Origin of the sequence: Hydrogenophaga electricum (genome assembly GCF_030160815.1) — a bacterium.
Lineage (GTDB): Bacteria > Pseudomonadota > Gammaproteobacteria > Burkholderiales > Burkholderiaceae_C > Hydrogenophaga > Hydrogenophaga electricum.
In genome coordinates this window covers 89250-103341 of sequence record NZ_BSPB01000008.1, presented here as the reverse complement: position 1 = coordinate 103341, position 14092 = coordinate 89250, and the positions used below count along the sequence as shown (strand labels likewise).

The following is a 14092-nucleotide window of genomic DNA, read 5'->3' as shown; positions in this document are numbered from 1 at the left end:
TCTTCTCCTGGACGGTGGCGCTTCAGGCCAGGGCCGCTTCGGTGTCCATCAGCACGCGGCTGCCGGCGCGGGCGGTGCGCATCAGCGTCGCCGTTTCGGGGAACAGCTTGGCGAAGTAGAAGCGCGCGGTCTGCAGCTTGGCGGTGTAGAACGGATCGGTGCTGCCTTCAGCGATCTTCTTCAGCGCCACCTGGGCCATGCGGGCGAACAGGTAGGCGAACGCCAGGTGGCCGGCCACGCGCAGGTAGTCGACCGCGGCGGCGCCCACTTCGTCGGGGTTCTGCATGCCCTTGAAGCCGATCTCCATCGTGAACTTGGTCATCTGGTCGCCCAGGTAGGCCAGCGGGTTGACGAACTCGGCCATCTGCTCGTTCACGCCTTCTTCTTCCACCAGTGCCGCGATCAGCTTGCCGAACTTCTTGAGCGTGGCACCCTGGTTGCCCAGCACCTTGCGGCCCAGCAGGTCCAGCGACTGCACGGTGTTCGTGCCTTCGTAGATCATGTTGATGCGGTTGTCGCGCACGTACTGCTCCATGCCCCATTCCTTGATGAAGCCATGGCCGCCGAAGACCTGCATGCAGGCGTTGGTGCTGATGTGTCCGTTGTCGGTGATGAAGGCCTTGACGATCGGGGTCAGCAGGGCTACCAGTTCGTCGGACTCCTTGCGCACCTTCTCATCGGGGTGGTTGTGGGCCTTGTCCAGCAGCAGCGTGCAGAAGATCTGCAGCGCTCGGCCGCCTTCGGCGTAGGCCTTGGCCGTCAGCAGCATCTTGCGCACGTCGGGGTGCACGATGATCGGATCGGCTTCCTTGTCTTTGGCCTTGGTGCCCGAGAGGCTGCGCATCTGCAGGCGGTCCTTGGCGTAGGCCAGGGCGTTCTGGTAGGCGACTTCGGTCAGGCCCAGCGATTGGTTGCCCACACCCAGGCGGGCGGCGTTCATCATCACGAACATGGCGGCCAGGCCCTTGTTGGGCTCGCCCACCATCGTGCCGATGGCACCGTCCAGCGCGATCTGCGCGGTGGCGTTGCCGTGGATGCCCATCTTGTGTTCCAGGCCGGTGCAGAAGATCGGGTTGCGCTCACCCAGGCTGCCGTCGGCATTGACCTTGAACTTGGGCACCACGAACAGGCTGATGCCCTTGCTGCCCTTGGGCGCATCGGGCAGGCGGGCCAGCACCAGGTGGACGATGTTCTCGGCCATGTCGTGTTCGCCGGCCGAGATGAAGATCTTGTTGCCGGTGATCTTGTAGCTGCCGTCGGCCTGGGGCTCGGCCTTGGTGCGCAGCAGGCCCAGGTCGGTGCCGCAGTGGGGCTCGGTCAGGCACATGGTGCCGGTCCATTCGCCGCTCACCAGTTTGGTCAGGTAGGTCTTCTTCTGCTCGTCGGTGCCGTGGGCATGCAGGGCTTCGTAGGCGCCGTGGCTCAGGCCCGGGTACATGGTCCAGGCCTGGTTGGCGCTGTTGAGCATTTCGTACAGGCACTGGTTGACCACGTACGGCAGGCCTTGGCCACCGAACTCGGGGTCGCACGACAGCGCGGGCCAGCCGCCTTCCACGTACTGCGCATAGGCTTCCTTGAAGCCCTTGGGCGGCGTGACTTCGTGCGTGTCCTTGTTGAGCGTGCAGCCCTCGGTGTCGCCGCTGATGTTCAGCGGGAAGGCCACTTCGGCCGCGAACTTGCCCGCTTCTTCCAGCACGGCGTTGATGGTGTCGGCGTCGGTCTCGGCATGGGCCGGCATGGCCTTGAATTCGGCCTCGACGTTGAAAACCTCATGCATCACGAATTGCATGTCGCGCAGGGGCGGGTTGTAGACGGGCATGGGTGGACTCCTAAGGGTGTGGTGAGGCAAAAAAACGGGTCAGGCCTTGACGCCGCTGCGGGGACGGCCCGTGGTGGCGGGGACCGCGAGGATCGTGCCGGTGCTGTAGCGCTGCACGATGCTCTCGAAAGCGGTGATGGCGCGTTGCAGCGAGTCGGGGCGGCGCAGGAAACGCGCCTCGTAATGCAGCGCCAGAATGAGGGCGTGGATCTCGAAGCCCATCAGCGCCGGATCGGTGTCGCTGCGCAGGTGGCCTTCTTCGACCGACAGGGCGATGGCACGGCGCATGGCTTCGAGCCAGGTGTTGACCGACCATTCCAGCGCATCGCGCACGGGGCCGGTGCGGTCTTCGAATTCGACCGCGCCGCTGATGTAGATGCAACCCGAATCGATTTCGACCGAGGTGCGCTTCATCCAGTTGTTGAACAGCGCGCGCAGTCGGGGCAGGCCGCGTGGCGCCTGCATGGCCGGGTAGAACACTTCCTCTTCGAAACGGGCGTGGTATTCACGGACCACCGAGATCTGCAGTTCTTCGCGCGAGCCGAAATGGGCAAACACCCCCGACTTGCTCATCTGCATGACTTCGGCCAGCGCCCCGATGGACAGCCCCTCCAGCCCGATCTGGGTGGCCAGGCCGAGCGCGGCGTCGACGATGGCGGCTTTGGTCTGCTGGCCTTTTTGCAAAGGCCGTGAGCGGCTGCGCGGGACGGGGGGCGTGGGCATGGGACGCTGGGAAGAAAATAAAACGAACGATCGTGCTATTTTCACCCAAAAAAAGACCCCGTGCGCATCGGCCGGGGTCGTATCGCGGGTTTTTTTGTGCGCTTCTGCGGCGAAGTGCCGGGATTTGCGGGTAAACCCTTGTGGTCAGAGGGGAGCCGTCGGGAGCAGGCGCACCAGGCTGTGTTCGATGCCTTCGGCAGGCAGGCGCCGGAAGCCGCTGCGGGCATAGCGCTGCAAGCGGCCGACGCAGAAGGCGGTCAGGGTGGAGGCATCGGCCTGGGCATCGACCGTGGGGGTGGCCGTCCCGGCGATGGTGGCCGCCTCGCGCAGATCCTGGCGCAGGGCGGCCTCGATCTTGTCGAAGAACTGGTTCATGCGCTGCTGCAGGCGGTCGTTCTCGAACACCAGCGCGTCGCCGACCATGACGCGGGTCATGCCGGGATTCTTTTCGCCGAACTGCAGCAGCAGGGCAACCAGCTTGCGGCAACGCTGCAGCGGATCGGGTTCGCGTTCGCCCAACTGGTTGATGAGGCTGAAGACCGATTGTTCGATGAAATCGATCAGCCCTTCGAACATCTGCGCCTTGCTGGCGAAGTGCCGGTACAGGGCGGCTTCGCTGACTTCCAGCCGGGCCGCCAGCGCCGCGGTGGTGATGCGGTCGGCCCCGGGCTGCTCCAGCATGCTGGCCAGCGTCTGCAGGATCTGCACACGGCGTTCGCCCGGGCGCGGACGCTTGCGTCCGGGAGCGGGCGATGGATCGGCGGCGGGAGTGGGGAGGTCGGCCTCGGTGTCGGCCAGGGGCGTGGACTCGGGGGCGCTGGAGGTCATGGGCGTTCGGTCAGGGGGTCGGCCTTTGTGGAGCCGAAGGTCTCGGCCGCACGTCTGTCTTCCTCGAGAAACATTTTCGCACAGGCTTGTGGCGGCCCCTCAGGCGAACGGCATGGGGGCGCTTGCGGGTTCTTCGGGCGGCGGAGACACCGGAACGAAGTCGACGCGCACGCGCAAGCCCTGTCCTTGCGCGCCGCGGTGAAGCTGCAGCAGTGTGTGGTGGGCACGGGCGATTTCATCGGCGATGGCCAGTCCCAGGCCATTGCCTTCGCCGGGCGTGCCGGGCAGGCGGTAGAAGCGGTCCAGCACCTTGTGCAGTTCGTGGGCGGGAATGCCGGGGCCGTCGTCTTCGACCTCCAGCCAGGCCTGCTGGCCCAGCGGGGTTTGTTGCAGCCCGCAGCGCAGGGTGACGCGCCCCGCGGCGGGGGTGTACTTGATGGCGTTGTCCACCAGGTTGATCAGCAGTTCGCGCAGCAGCCAGCCGTGGCCGGTCACCTGGGCGGGTTCGGTTTCCAGCCCGAGGTCGATCTGCTTTTCGGCCGCCGCGTCGAGGTACAGGGCCAGAATGGTTTCGCACAGGTCCATCAGGTCGACCTGCTGGGTCGGCTGGGCCGAGGCGTTCGCCGTGTCGGCCCGCGACAGGGCCAGCAACTGGTTGGCCAACTGGGAGGTGCGTCGGGTGGCGTCGCGCAGGCGCTGCACCTGATCGACGCGCAAGGCCAGCAGGTCGGCACCCTGTTTGCTGCGGGCGGCCTGGGCCCAGGCCTCGACCTGGGCCTGCAGGCCCGCCAACGGCGTGCGCAACTGGTGGGCTGCATCCGCGACGAAGCGGCGCTGGGCTTCGGCCTGCTGGTTCACGAGGCCGAAGAGGCGGTTGAGCGAGGTCACCAGGGGCCGCACCTCCACCGGGGCGCTCTCCACGTCCAGCGGAGACAGGTCGCGCGGCGAGCGCCGTTCGACGGCCAGTTTGAGGGTCAGCAGCGGACGCAAGGCGCGCGCGACAGCCCAGGTCACGGCAGCCGCTGCGACCAGCAGCAGCACCAGGTTGGGCAGGATGACGCGCACGAGCACGGTGTCAAGCCAGTGCTGGCGCGCGTCGGAGCCGTCGGCGAGCATGAGGATCATGTCGCCGGCCGCGGTCGGGTTGCGCTGGGCAATGACCCGGTAGGTGATGCCGCCTTCGACGACACTGACGAATTCCGCGTCGTCGGTGCTGGGCAAGATGGTGGGCAGCCAGCTCTCGCCCGCGAGCTGCCGGCCGTTGTGGTCGGCGATGCCGTAGGCGGCGAACCCTTCGCGCTCTTTGAGGAACTCTTCCACCGGTGGCGCCAGCAGCAACACCAGCCCAGGGTCGTCGTCGAGCTCGTCGCGCATGGGGGCGTCGCTCACCACCACGATGGAATCGGCCAGCATGGGCAGCAGGCGCTGCAACTGCTGGTCTTTCTGCAGCGCGACGGTGCTCGCGCTCTGGTAGTGAAAAAACATGCTGACCAGGCCGACCAGGCTCAGCGGCAGCATGAGCAGAACCAGCAGGCGCTTCTGCAGGCCCCAGATCATGCCCTCGGGCGGGCGGGGCTCAGCCGGGGTGGGCATCGTCGGTCGCCCCGGCCAGTTCGAGCCGGTAGCCGAAGCCCCGGATGGCGCGCAGCAGAATGCCCGCAGGCTCCAGCTTGCCCCGCAGCCGCGAGACGTAGACCTCGATGGCGTTGGGCGTGATTTCCTTGTCCCAGCCGGTCAGCGCGGCCAGCAGCTTGTCCTTGGCCGCCGGCTTGGGTGCCTGCATCAGCAGGTATTCGAGCACGGTCCATTCGCGCGGACCGATGTCCATGACCTGGCCGGCCAGGGTGACGCGCCGGTGGGCCGTGTCCATCTCCAGCGCGCCGAAACTGAGCACCGCCGAGGTGGCGGCCTGGGAGCGGCGCAACAGCGCGCGCAGACGGGCCAGCAGCTCGGGCAGCTCGAACGGTTTGACCATGTAATCGTCGGCGCCGAGGTCCAGCCCCTGCACGCGGTCGTGCAGGGCGTCGCGGGCGGTGAGAATGAGCACCGGCATCGACAGGCCGCGTTCGCGCAGGCGCCGTGTGAGCTCCAGGCCGTCGATGCCGGGCAGGCCGATGTCGACGATGGCCAGGTCGAAGCTCTCCCGGTCGAGGGCCTGTTCGGCGCGCTCGCCGCTGCCGACCCAGTCGACGGTGTAGCCGGCATCGCACAGGCCCAGCTTGATGCCGCTGGCCACCATCACGTCGTCTTCGACCAGGAGCAGGCGCATCGTTTCAGTCGCGGATGGGGGCCGGCGAGGCGCTGGCGAGAAGGCGGCAGGGCGCGCGCGGTGGGCGCAGCGGTGCCATCAATGGCTCTTGATCATGGTGCCGAAGGGCTGGTCGCCCAGCACTTCGAGCAGCAGCGCGTGGGGCACGCGGCCGTCGATGATGTGCACCGCGTTGACGCCGCTCTTGGCGGCGTCCAGCGCGCCCGCGATCTTGGGGATCATGCCGCCGCTGATGGTGCCGTCTTCGCACAGCTCGTCGATGCGGCGCGGGGTCAGCTCGGTCAGCAGCTGGCCGGCCTTGTCGAGCACGCCGCGGATGTTGGTCAGCATCAGCAGCTTCTCGGCCTGCAGCACCGTGGCCAGCTTGGCGGCCACCACGTCGGCGTTGATGTTGTAGCTCTCGTTCTTTTCGCCGAAACCGATCGGGCTGACCACGGGGATGAACTGGTCGTCCTGCAGCGCCTTCACCACCGAAGGGTCGATGGAGACGATGTCGCCCACCTGTCCGACGTCGTGCTTGACGTTCGGGTCCTGCTGGTCCGACAGCTGGAGCTTCTGGGCGCGGATCATGGCGCCGTCCCGACCCGTCAGGCCCACCGCCTTGCCGCCGGCCTGGTTGATCAGGCCCACGATGTCCTGCTGCACCTCGCCGGCCAGCACCCATTCGACCACCTCCATGGTCTCGGCGTCGGTCACGCGCATGCCCTGGATGAAGTGGCCCTTTTTGCCCAGGCGCTGCAGCAGGGTTTCGATCTGCGGGCCGCCGCCGTGCACCACCACCGGGTTGATGCCGACCAGCTTGAGCAGCACCACGTCTTCGGCGAAGGCCTGCTGCAGGGCCGGATCGGTCATGGCGTTGCCACCGTACTTGATGACCATGGTCTTGCCGTGGTACCTGCGGATGTAGGGCAGGGCCTGGGCCAGGATTTCGGCCTTGTCGCGCGGCTGCACGTGGGAGAGGTCGGTGGGTTGGGCGGTCGGGCAGGTCATGAAGGCTCCGGTGGCGGGAATGCGGGGATGACGGAATTCTAGGGCTCGCCATAATGCCGATCCATGGAAACCAAGTGGCTCGAAGACTTCGTCAGCCTGGCCGAGACGCGCAGCTTCAGCCGCTCGGCGCAGTTGCGCCACGTCACCCAGCCGGCGTTCTCCCGGCGCATCCAGTCGCTGGAGGCCTGGGCCGGCACGGACCTGGTGGACCGCTCGTCCTACCCGACGCGCCTGACCCCGGCCGGACAGACGCTCTACACCCAGGCGCTGGAGATGCTGCAGGCCCTGCAGACCACGCGTGCGATGCTGCGGGCGCACACCGCGGCTGCGCAGGACGTGATCGAGTTCGCCGTGCCGCACACGCTGGCGTTCACGTTTTTCCCCGCCTGGCTGTCGGGGCTGCGCGAAAGCTGCGCGCCGATCAAAAGCCGCCTGATCGCGATGAACGTGCACGACGCGGTGATGCGGCTGATGGAAGGCAGTTGCGACCTGCTGATCGCCTACCACCACACATCGCAGCCGATCCAGCTCGACGCCGCGCGCTACGAGATGCTACCCCTGGGGCGCGAGACGCTCTCGCCGTATGTGAAACCCGACGCCGAGGGCCGGCCCCGCTACGCACTGCCCGGCACGGCCGCGCACCCGCTGCCTTACCTGGCCTACGCGCCCGGTGCCTACATGGGGCGTGCCGTTGACCAGGTGCTGCGCGCCAGCGGCACCCCGGTGCACCTGGACCGCATCTACGAAACCGACATGTCCGAAGGTCTCAAGGCCATGGCCCTGGAAGGCCACGGCATTGCCTTCCTGCCCGCCAGCGCGGTGCGGCGCGAAGTGCGTGCGCGGCGCCTGGTCAGCGCTGGCGACGGCTTTGAGACCGGGCTGGACATCCGCCTCTACCGCGAGCGTTCCGGCACGCGCAAAGCCAAGGGCACGGTCGAGGCGTTCTGGCGCGACCTACAGGCCTACCTGAGCACACATCCCGTGGCCTGATCCCCGGGGCCGGGCTATGATGCCGGCATGAATCTCCGCCACCCCCTCGTCCCCACCCGCCGGGCTGTCTTTGTGCAGACCACGGCGCGTGCGAACGCCCAGGGGGAGGCCGCACCGAAACGCCGCGCCGCAGATGATCTGGCCCGGCGATGCCTCTCCCCCCTTTTCTGAACTGAGCGTCACTTCCCATCGCCGGGCCTTCTGCACAGGGTGGACCGTGTTCCGCCCACGCTCGGCCCGACCCCGGGGCATGGTTGCCGGGGTGTTTGCTGACAGGAGTGATTCATGAATGCCCCCCCTCTTTCGAATGCCGCCGCCCCCGACTGGCCGGTGGTGACGGCCACCGACCGCGCCCGGCTGCACCGCTGGCTCAAGCGCCTGCCGGCGGAGGCTTTGGCCGCCGAACTGATGGACCTGATCGACAGCGCCGACGAAGTGGCGCCGCAGGACGTGCCTGCCGACGTGGTGACGATGAACTCGCAGGTGGTGCTGGGCCAGGCCCCTGGCGAGGGCGAGCGGCGGCTGACCCTGTGTTACCCGCCGGATGCCGACGTGGCTGCGGGACGCGTGTCGGTGCTGTCGCCCGTGGGCATGGCGCTGCTGGGGCGGCGCCAGGGCGATGCGGTGGAACTCACCGGCCCGGACGGGCAGCGCGACACGCTGCGCATCCTGGGCGTGGTGTTCCAGCCGGAGGCCGACGGCCAGTACACGCTCTGACCACCGGCCGGCCGGACCGCCTCAGGCGGTGGCGGCGAGTGCTTCGCCCACCGCATTCACCAGTGCGTCGACCTGGGCAGGCGTGGTGACGAAGGGCGGCGCGAGCTGGATGGTGTCGGCGCCATAGCGCACGTAGAAACCCTGCTTCCAGCAGTGCATGGCCACCTGGTAGGGGCGCAGGGCGGGCTCGCCCGGTGCGTGCGCGATCGACAGGCCAGCGGCCAGGCCGTAGTTGCGGATGTCGACGACGTGTTTTGCGCCCTTCAGGCTGTGCACGGCCTGCTCGAAATGCGGCGCCAGGGCGCGCACCTGGGCCGGCGCGTCTTCCCGCTCCAGCAGCTCCAGCGTGGCCAGACCGGCGGCGCAGCCCAGCGGGTGCGCCGAGTAGGTGTAGCCGTGCGCGAACTCGACCATGTAGTCCGGTCCGCCCGCCGCCAGGAAGGTGTTGTAGATGTCGGACGTGGCGACCACGCCGCCCAGGGGCACGGCGCCATTGGTGATCTGCTTGGCGAAGTTGAGGATGTCGGGCGTGACGCCGAAAGCCTCGGCACCGGTCCAGGCGCCGCAGCGGCCGAAGCCGGTGATGACCTCGTCGAAGATCAGCAGGATGTTGTTCTGCGTGCAGATCTCGCGCAGGCGCTGCAGGTAGCCCACCGGCGGGATCACCACGCCGGCCGAGCCCGAGAAGGGTTCGACGATCACGGCCGCGATGTTGCTGGCGTCGTGCAGGGCGATGATGTCCAGCAAGCGGTTGGCCAGTGCTTCGCCGCCTTCGGCGGGCATGCCCTTCACGAACGAACCGGCCGCCGGCTGGGTGTGGGGCAGATGATCGGCCTCGACGCCCTGGCCGAAGGTCTTGCGGTTGCCGCCGATGCCACCGACCGAGATGCCGCCGAAGTTGACCCCGTGGTAACCCTTTTCGCGGCCGATGAAGCGCGTTTTGCTGGCCTGGCCCTTGAGGCGCCAGTAGGCGCGCGCCATCTTCAGTGCGGTGTCGGCCGATTCCGAACCCGAGCCCGTGTAGAACACGTGGTTCAGGCCCTCGGGCATGTGCTGCACGATCTTCTCGGCCAGCTGGAAGGCGGCTGGGTGGCCGAACTGGAAGGCCGGCGAGTAGTCCAGCGTGGCCGCCTGCTGGGCGATGGCCTGGCTGATTTCGGTGCGGCAATGGCCCAGGCCGCAGGTCCACAGGCCCGAGAGGCCGTCGAGGATGCGGCGGCCCTGGGCGTCGATCAGGTGCACGCCTTCGGCGCCCGTGATGAGGCGAGGGTCGGCCTTGAACTGGCGGTTGCCCGAAAAGGGCATCCAGTGGGCGTCGAGCTGGGCGGCGGTCAGGCCGGCGGTGGCTTTCAGATCGGTCATGTCCATGGTGGCAAATCCTGTGGAGGGGCAAACAATCTCGCGATTGTGCGGCGCTCACCGCATTCTTTAAACTGCAACATGGCGCTGTTCAGTTGCAGATTCATGAAACTTTGAAAGGTGGGCATCGTGGCGCATTCCAAGGCGTGGCTGGGGCAGGTGGGCGACACCGACATCCGCCTGCTCAAAGTGTTCAAGGCGGTGGTGGACTGCGGCGGCATGGCCGCGGCCGAGCTGGAGCTCAACATCGGCCGTTCGACCATCAGCCGCCACGTCAAGGACCTGGAGGAGCGCCTGGGCCTGGTGCTCTGCCGGCGCGGCCGGGGCGGTTTTGCGCTCACGGACGAAGGGCAGCGCGTGCACGCCGACACCCTGAACCTGCTGGGTGCGCTCGAATCGTTCCGCACCCATGTCGGACAGATGCACGGTCAACTCACCGGGACCTTGCGGCTGGGGCTGTTCGACAAGACGGTGACCAACCCGGCGGCACGTATCGATCGCGCCTTGCGCGCTTTCCGGGCGCAGGCGCCGCAGGTGCGGCTGGAGCTGACCATCGGCGCACTCAATGTGCTCGAACCTGGCGTCATTGACGGGCAACTGCACCTCGCCGTGGTCCCCGACCACCGCCGTTCGCAAAGCCTGCAGTACACACCGCTGTTCGACGAGCAGATGCACCTCTACTGCGGCCGGGAGCATCCCCTGTTCGCCCGCGATCCGGTGGCGCTGGACGATGTGCGCCCGGCCGACTGTGCCGGTCTGGCCTTCCATTCGCCGAACATGGAGGTGACGCGGCGCTTCGGCCTCAAGCGCAGCGCCATGGTCAACGACCAAGAAGCCGTGGCCTTGTTGGTGCGCTCGGGCGGCTATGTCGGCTTCCTGCCGGACCACTATGCCGCCCCCTTCGTGGCGCAAGGAGAGATGCGCCGGGTGGCGCTGGCCGAGCTGGGTTACACCGTGGATTTCGTGGCGGTGGCGCGGGCTTCTTCAACGTCCGACCGGCTGGCACAGACCTTTCTGCGCTGCCTGGAGGCGGCGCACGGCGTGCAGGTCCCATGGGACAATCCGCCCGACTCCTGAGCAGACCCCATGACCCCAGACACCCTGACCCTCACCCGCCCCGACGACTGGCACCTGCACGTGCGCGACGGCGCCGCCCTGAACACCGTCGTGCCCCACACGGCTGCCCAGTTCGGCCGCGCCATCATCATGCCCAACCTCAAGCCGCCGGTGACCACCGCGGCCCAGGCGACGGGCTACGCCGAGCGCATCCGCGCCGCCGTGCCCGCAGGTGTGGCCTTCGAGCCGCTGATGACGCTGTATCTGACCGACAACTTGCCGGCCGACGAGATCGCGCGCGCCAAGGACGCCGGCGTGGTGGCCTGCAAGCTGTACCCGGCCGGCGCCACCACCAACAGCGATGCGGGCGTGACCGACATCCGCAAGACCTACAAAACGCTCGAAGCCATGCAGAAGGCTGGCGTGCTGCTGCTGGTGCACGGCGAGGTGACCAGCCCCGACATCGACCTGTTCGACCGCGAGGCGGTGTTCATCGAGCAGCAGTTGGAACCGCTGCGCAAGGACTTCCCGGGCCTGAAGATCGTGATGGAACACATCACCACGAAAGAAGCCGCGCAGTACGTGGCCGAGGCGGGCGACAACCTGGGCGCCACCATCACCGCCCACCATCTGCTCTACAACCGCAACGCCATCTTCACCGGCGGCATCCGCCCGCACTACTACTGCCTGCCGGTGCTCAAGCGCGAGACCCACCGCCAGGCCCTGATGGTGGCGGCCACGGGCGGCAGTGCCAAGTTTTTCCTGGGCACCGACAGCGCGCCGCACCCGGCGCACCTGAAGGAACATGCCACCGGCTGCGCCGGCTGTTACACCGCGCACGCCGCCATGGAGATGTACGCCGAGGCCTTCGAGGCTGCGGGCGCGCTCGACAAGCTCGAAGCCTTCGCCAGCTTCAACGGCCCGGCCTTCTACGGCCTGCCACGCAACAGCGGCACCATCACCCTGCGCAAGGAAAGCTGGACGCCGCCCGAGAGCTTTGCCTTCGGCGAAGCCGAGCTCAAGCCGCTGCGCTCGGGCGAAGCGCTGCCCTGGAAGCTGGTGGGCTGAGACCATGTGTGCCGCGACCGGGGCGAAACAGGCAAGGCCCTCGCCCGACTGGTCGCTGCCCTGGAACGCCGCCTTTGCCACCGCCGGTGAGGCGGTGTGCGCGGCCTGTGCGCGGGGCGTGCCGCTGCCGCAGGCGCTGACGCAGCAGGTCGGGGCGGCCGGCCCACGCTTCGTGCCGCAGGGCGAGCTGCCCGAGGGCATGGCCTACGAGCAGTTCATCTTCGAGACCGGCGCGGTGCCCACGCGCGAGGGCCTGCACGACTTCTTCAACGGCCTGGTCTGGCAACGGTTTCCGGCCACCAAGCGCCTGCTCAACCGCTTGCAGGCGGCACAGATCGCGCAGGCGGGCGTGGGCCAGGTGCGCGGGCCGGTGCGCGACGCGATCACCCTGTTCGACGAAAACGCCGTGCTGCTGCAGGCGCCCGACGAGATCTGGGACGCCTTGATCGCCCGTGAGTGGACCCGGCTCTTCGTGGACCTGCGGCCCCTGTGGGCGCAGACGCGGCTGGTAGCGTTCGGGCACGCGCTGCTGGAGAAGCTGGTTTTGCCTTACAAGTCCATCACCGGGCATGTCTACCGTGCACCCGTGCCCACCGAACTGGGGGACGACTTGGCGGCCTGGGACCACTGGCTGGCAGCACGCCTGACGGCCGCCGAACTGGCCACCAAACCCTTCACCCCCCTGCCTGTGCTGGGCGTACCGGGCTGGTGGCCGGCCAACCAGCAGCCGGCGTTCTACAACGACGACACCGTGTTCCGGCCGCCCCGAATCGCCACCGCCCATCTGACATGACTTCTTCCGCCGCCGCTTCCTGGTCCCACCTGAACCTCTCGCTGGACGCCGACCGCGCCACCCTGGCCGCCCACTTCCGAGAGATCGGCGTGCGCGACGTCGAGTGCCTGTTCGCCGACGTCACCGGCTACCCGCGTGGCAAGCTCATGCCGGCGGCGAGCTTTGCCGGTGGCACCGAGCTGCGCATCTGCCAGGCGATCCCGATGCAGTGCGTGACCGGCGAATACAGCTACGACCCCATCTTCCCCGACAGCGATCCCGACGTGCGTCTGGTGCCCGATCTGGCCACGCTCAAACGCTCGCCCTGGGCCAGCGTGCCGCGCTATCTGGCGGTGCACGACGCCTATGAAATGGACGGCAGCCTGTGCGAGTTCGCGCCGCGTTCGGTGCTCAAAAACGTGGTCGCGCGCTACGCCGCAGCCGGGCTGACCCCGGTGGTCGCGCCCGAGATCGAGTTCTACCTGACCGCCGCCATGACCGACCCGGCCCAGCCGCTGGTCTCGCCGACCGGCAAGGGCGGTCGGCCCGAGGTGGGTCAGTCGGCCTTCAGCCTGAACGCGCTCAACGAACTGGCGCCGTTCTGGGACGCCTTTCACGCCGCCATCGACGGTCTGGGCATCCGCGCCGACACCTGGCTGCACGAGGTGGGCGAGAACCAGTACGAGATCAACCTGCTGCACGGCGATCCGGTGGCGGTGGCCGACCAGGCCTTCCTGTTCAAGACCGCGGCGCGCGAGATCGCGCTGCAGCAGGGGTTGAATGCCGTCTTCATGGCCAAGCCCGTGCCCGGGCAAGCCGGCAGCTCCATGCACCTGCACCAGAGCGTGGTCGACGCGCAGGGGCGCAACATTTTCAGTGCCGCCGATGGCTCGGCGACCGAGGCCTTCGGGCATTACATCGGCGGGTTGCAGGCCTACACGCCCGACCTGATGCTGGTCTACGCGCCCACCGTCAACAGCTACCGTCGCTACGTGGCCGGCAGCCAGGCGCCGACCAACGTGCAGTGGGGCCACGACAACCGCACCGCTGGCCTGCGCGTGCCGGTCAGCGGCCCGGCCGCACGCCGGGTGGAAAACCGCCTGGCCGGTGCCGATGCCAATCCCTACCTGGCCATGGCCGCCACGCTGGCGGCCGGGCTGGCCGGCCTGGAAGAGCGCTGCCAGCCCGCCGAGCCGGTGCAGGGCAATGGTTACGATCAGGCGCGCGACTTGCCGCGAACCTTTGACGCGGCGCTGAATCAGATGGCGTCGAGCCGGCATGCTGCCCGTTTGCTGGGTGAACGTTTCGTGCGCGGGTATCTGGCCGTCAAGACCCTGGAGCACGAGCATTTCCTGCGCGAAGTCACCGCCTGGGAACGCCGCTTCCTGCTGCCCCAGGTCTGAGCGCCGAACTGCTCCGCAGATGGGCCGCCGTTCCGCTTGAAACGGGGCAGATCGGCCCCCACTATCATTCATCCCTGTTTTCAACCCCACGGAGCCTG

13 protein-coding genes are annotated in these 14092 nt (G+C 67.9%); 6 read left to right on the top strand and 7 right to left on the bottom strand.

The window, feature by feature from the left end; genetic code table 11:
• Window positions 1-22: 22 nt before the first annotated feature.
• The 6 genes from QQK43_RS07580 to argB form a co-directional block, all read right to left on the bottom strand.
• The gene (locus tag QQK43_RS07580; protein WP_284307264.1) at window positions 23-1819 is read right to left on the bottom strand and encodes an acyl-CoA dehydrogenase C-terminal domain-containing protein; all 1797 of its coding nucleotides are present in this window, start codon (window positions 1817-1819) and stop codon (window positions 23-25) included.
• A 39-nt stretch (window positions 1820-1858) separates the two neighbouring features.
• The gene (locus QQK43_RS07575) at window positions 1859-2542 is read right to left on the bottom strand and encodes a TetR/AcrR family transcriptional regulator (RefSeq protein WP_284307263.1); all 684 of its coding nucleotides are present in this window, start codon (window positions 2540-2542) and stop codon (window positions 1859-1861) included.
• A 144-nt stretch (window positions 2543-2686) separates the two neighbouring features.
• Complete coding sequence (slmA, locus tag QQK43_RS07570) at window positions 2687-3370, bottom strand: nucleoid occlusion factor SlmA (RefSeq protein ID WP_234263926.1); 684 nt, start codon at window positions 3368-3370, stop codon at window positions 2687-2689.
• A gap of 99 nt (window positions 3371-3469) precedes the next feature.
• Entirely contained in the window at window positions 3470-4927 is a 1458-nt protein-coding gene (locus tag QQK43_RS07565) for a sensor histidine kinase (protein ID WP_284307305.1), read from the bottom strand.
• A 19-nt stretch (window positions 4928-4946) separates the two neighbouring features.
• A complete protein-coding gene (locus tag QQK43_RS07560; RefSeq protein WP_234263924.1) occupies window positions 4947-5639 on the bottom strand; it encodes a response regulator in 693 nt (230 codons plus the stop codon).
• Window positions 5640-5717: 78 nt separating this feature from the next.
• Window positions 5718-6629: an acetylglutamate kinase gene (gene argB, locus QQK43_RS07555; protein ID WP_284307261.1), complete on the bottom strand. Its 912-nt coding sequence runs from the start codon at window positions 6627-6629 to the stop codon at window positions 5718-5720.
• Window positions 6630-6692: 63 nt separating this feature from the next.
• Here argB and QQK43_RS07550 point away from each other — a divergent pair, with 63 nt between their 5' ends.
• On the top strand, window positions 6693-7619 hold the full coding sequence (locus tag QQK43_RS07550) for a LysR substrate-binding domain-containing protein (protein ID WP_234263922.1): 927 nt from the start codon (window positions 6693-6695) through the stop codon (window positions 7617-7619).
• A 285-nt stretch (window positions 7620-7904) separates the two neighbouring features.
• A complete protein-coding gene (locus QQK43_RS07545; protein ID WP_284307260.1) occupies window positions 7905-8336 on the top strand; it encodes a GreA/GreB family elongation factor in 432 nt (143 codons plus the stop codon).
• Window positions 8337-8357: 21 nt separating this feature from the next.
• On the opposite strand, the gene aptA is transcribed toward QQK43_RS07545, so the two are convergent.
• The gene (aptA, locus tag QQK43_RS07540; protein ID WP_284307259.1) at window positions 8358-9704 is read right to left on the bottom strand and encodes an omega-aminotransferase AptA; all 1347 of its coding nucleotides are present in this window, start codon (window positions 9702-9704) and stop codon (window positions 8358-8360) included.
• A 120-nt stretch (window positions 9705-9824) separates the two neighbouring features.
• On the opposite strand from aptA, the gene QQK43_RS07535 reads away from it, so the two are divergent.
• The 4 genes from QQK43_RS07535 to QQK43_RS07520 are packed head-to-tail and all read left to right on the top strand — an operon-like array spanning window position 9825 to window position 13994.
• Window positions 9825-10772, top strand: coding sequence for a LysR family transcriptional regulator (locus tag QQK43_RS07535; protein ID WP_284307258.1), 948 nt, complete (start codon window positions 9825-9827; stop codon window positions 10770-10772).
• 9 nt (window positions 10773-10781) lie between these two features.
• Window positions 10782-11819 (top strand): dihydroorotase, encoded by a 1038-nt coding sequence (gene pyrC / locus QQK43_RS07530; protein WP_284307257.1) that lies wholly within the window; start codon window positions 10782-10784, stop codon window positions 11817-11819.
• 4 nt (window positions 11820-11823) lie between these two features.
• Complete coding sequence (locus QQK43_RS07525; protein ID WP_284307256.1) at window positions 11824-12612, top strand: DUF3025 domain-containing protein; 789 nt, start codon at window positions 11824-11826, stop codon at window positions 12610-12612.
• Window positions 12609-13994, top strand: coding sequence for a glutamine synthetase family protein (locus QQK43_RS07520; RefSeq protein WP_284307255.1), 1386 nt, complete (start codon window positions 12609-12611; stop codon window positions 13992-13994). Before QQK43_RS07525 ends, QQK43_RS07520 begins: the two co-directional genes overlap by 4 nt.
• Window positions 13995-14092 lie beyond the last annotated feature (98 nt).

What these genes read in the sequence shown, in the direction of transcription:
- QQK43_RS07565 (WP_284307305.1), bottom strand. Translation starts at nt 4,927, where the DNA reads ATGATCTGGGGCCTGCAGAAGCGCCTGCTGGTTCTGCTCATGCTGCCG.
- aptA (WP_284307259.1), bottom strand. Translation starts at nt 9,704, where the DNA reads ATGGACATGACCGATCTGAAAGCCACCGCCGGCCTGACCGCCGCCCAG.
- QQK43_RS07580 (WP_284307264.1), bottom strand. Translation starts at nt 1,819, where the DNA reads ATGCCCGTCTACAACCCGCCCCTGCGCGACATGCAATTCGTGATGCAT.
- pyrC (WP_284307257.1), top strand. Translation starts at nt 10,782, where the DNA reads ATGACCCCAGACACCCTGACCCTCACCCGCCCCGACGACTGGCACCTG.
- QQK43_RS07560 (WP_234263924.1), bottom strand. Translation starts at nt 5,639, where the DNA reads ATGCGCCTGCTCCTGGTCGAAGACGACGTGATGGTGGCCAGCGGCATC.
- QQK43_RS07545 (WP_284307260.1), top strand. Translation starts at nt 7,905, where the DNA reads ATGAATGCCCCCCCTCTTTCGAATGCCGCCGCCCCCGACTGGCCGGTG.
- slmA (WP_234263926.1), bottom strand. Translation starts at nt 3,370, where the DNA reads ATGACCTCCAGCGCCCCCGAGTCCACGCCCCTGGCCGACACCGAGGCC.
- QQK43_RS07525 (WP_284307256.1), top strand. Translation starts at nt 11,824, where the DNA reads ATGTGTGCCGCGACCGGGGCGAAACAGGCAAGGCCCTCGCCCGACTGG.
- QQK43_RS07520 (WP_284307255.1), top strand. Translation starts at nt 12,609, where the DNA reads ATGACTTCTTCCGCCGCCGCTTCCTGGTCCCACCTGAACCTCTCGCTG.
- QQK43_RS07575 (WP_284307263.1), bottom strand. Translation starts at nt 2,542, where the DNA reads ATGCCCACGCCCCCCGTCCCGCGCAGCCGCTCACGGCCTTTGCAAAAA.
- argB (WP_284307261.1), bottom strand. Translation starts at nt 6,629, where the DNA reads ATGACCTGCCCGACCGCCCAACCCACCGACCTCTCCCACGTGCAGCCG.
- QQK43_RS07550 (WP_234263922.1), top strand. Translation starts at nt 6,693, where the DNA reads ATGGAAACCAAGTGGCTCGAAGACTTCGTCAGCCTGGCCGAGACGCGC.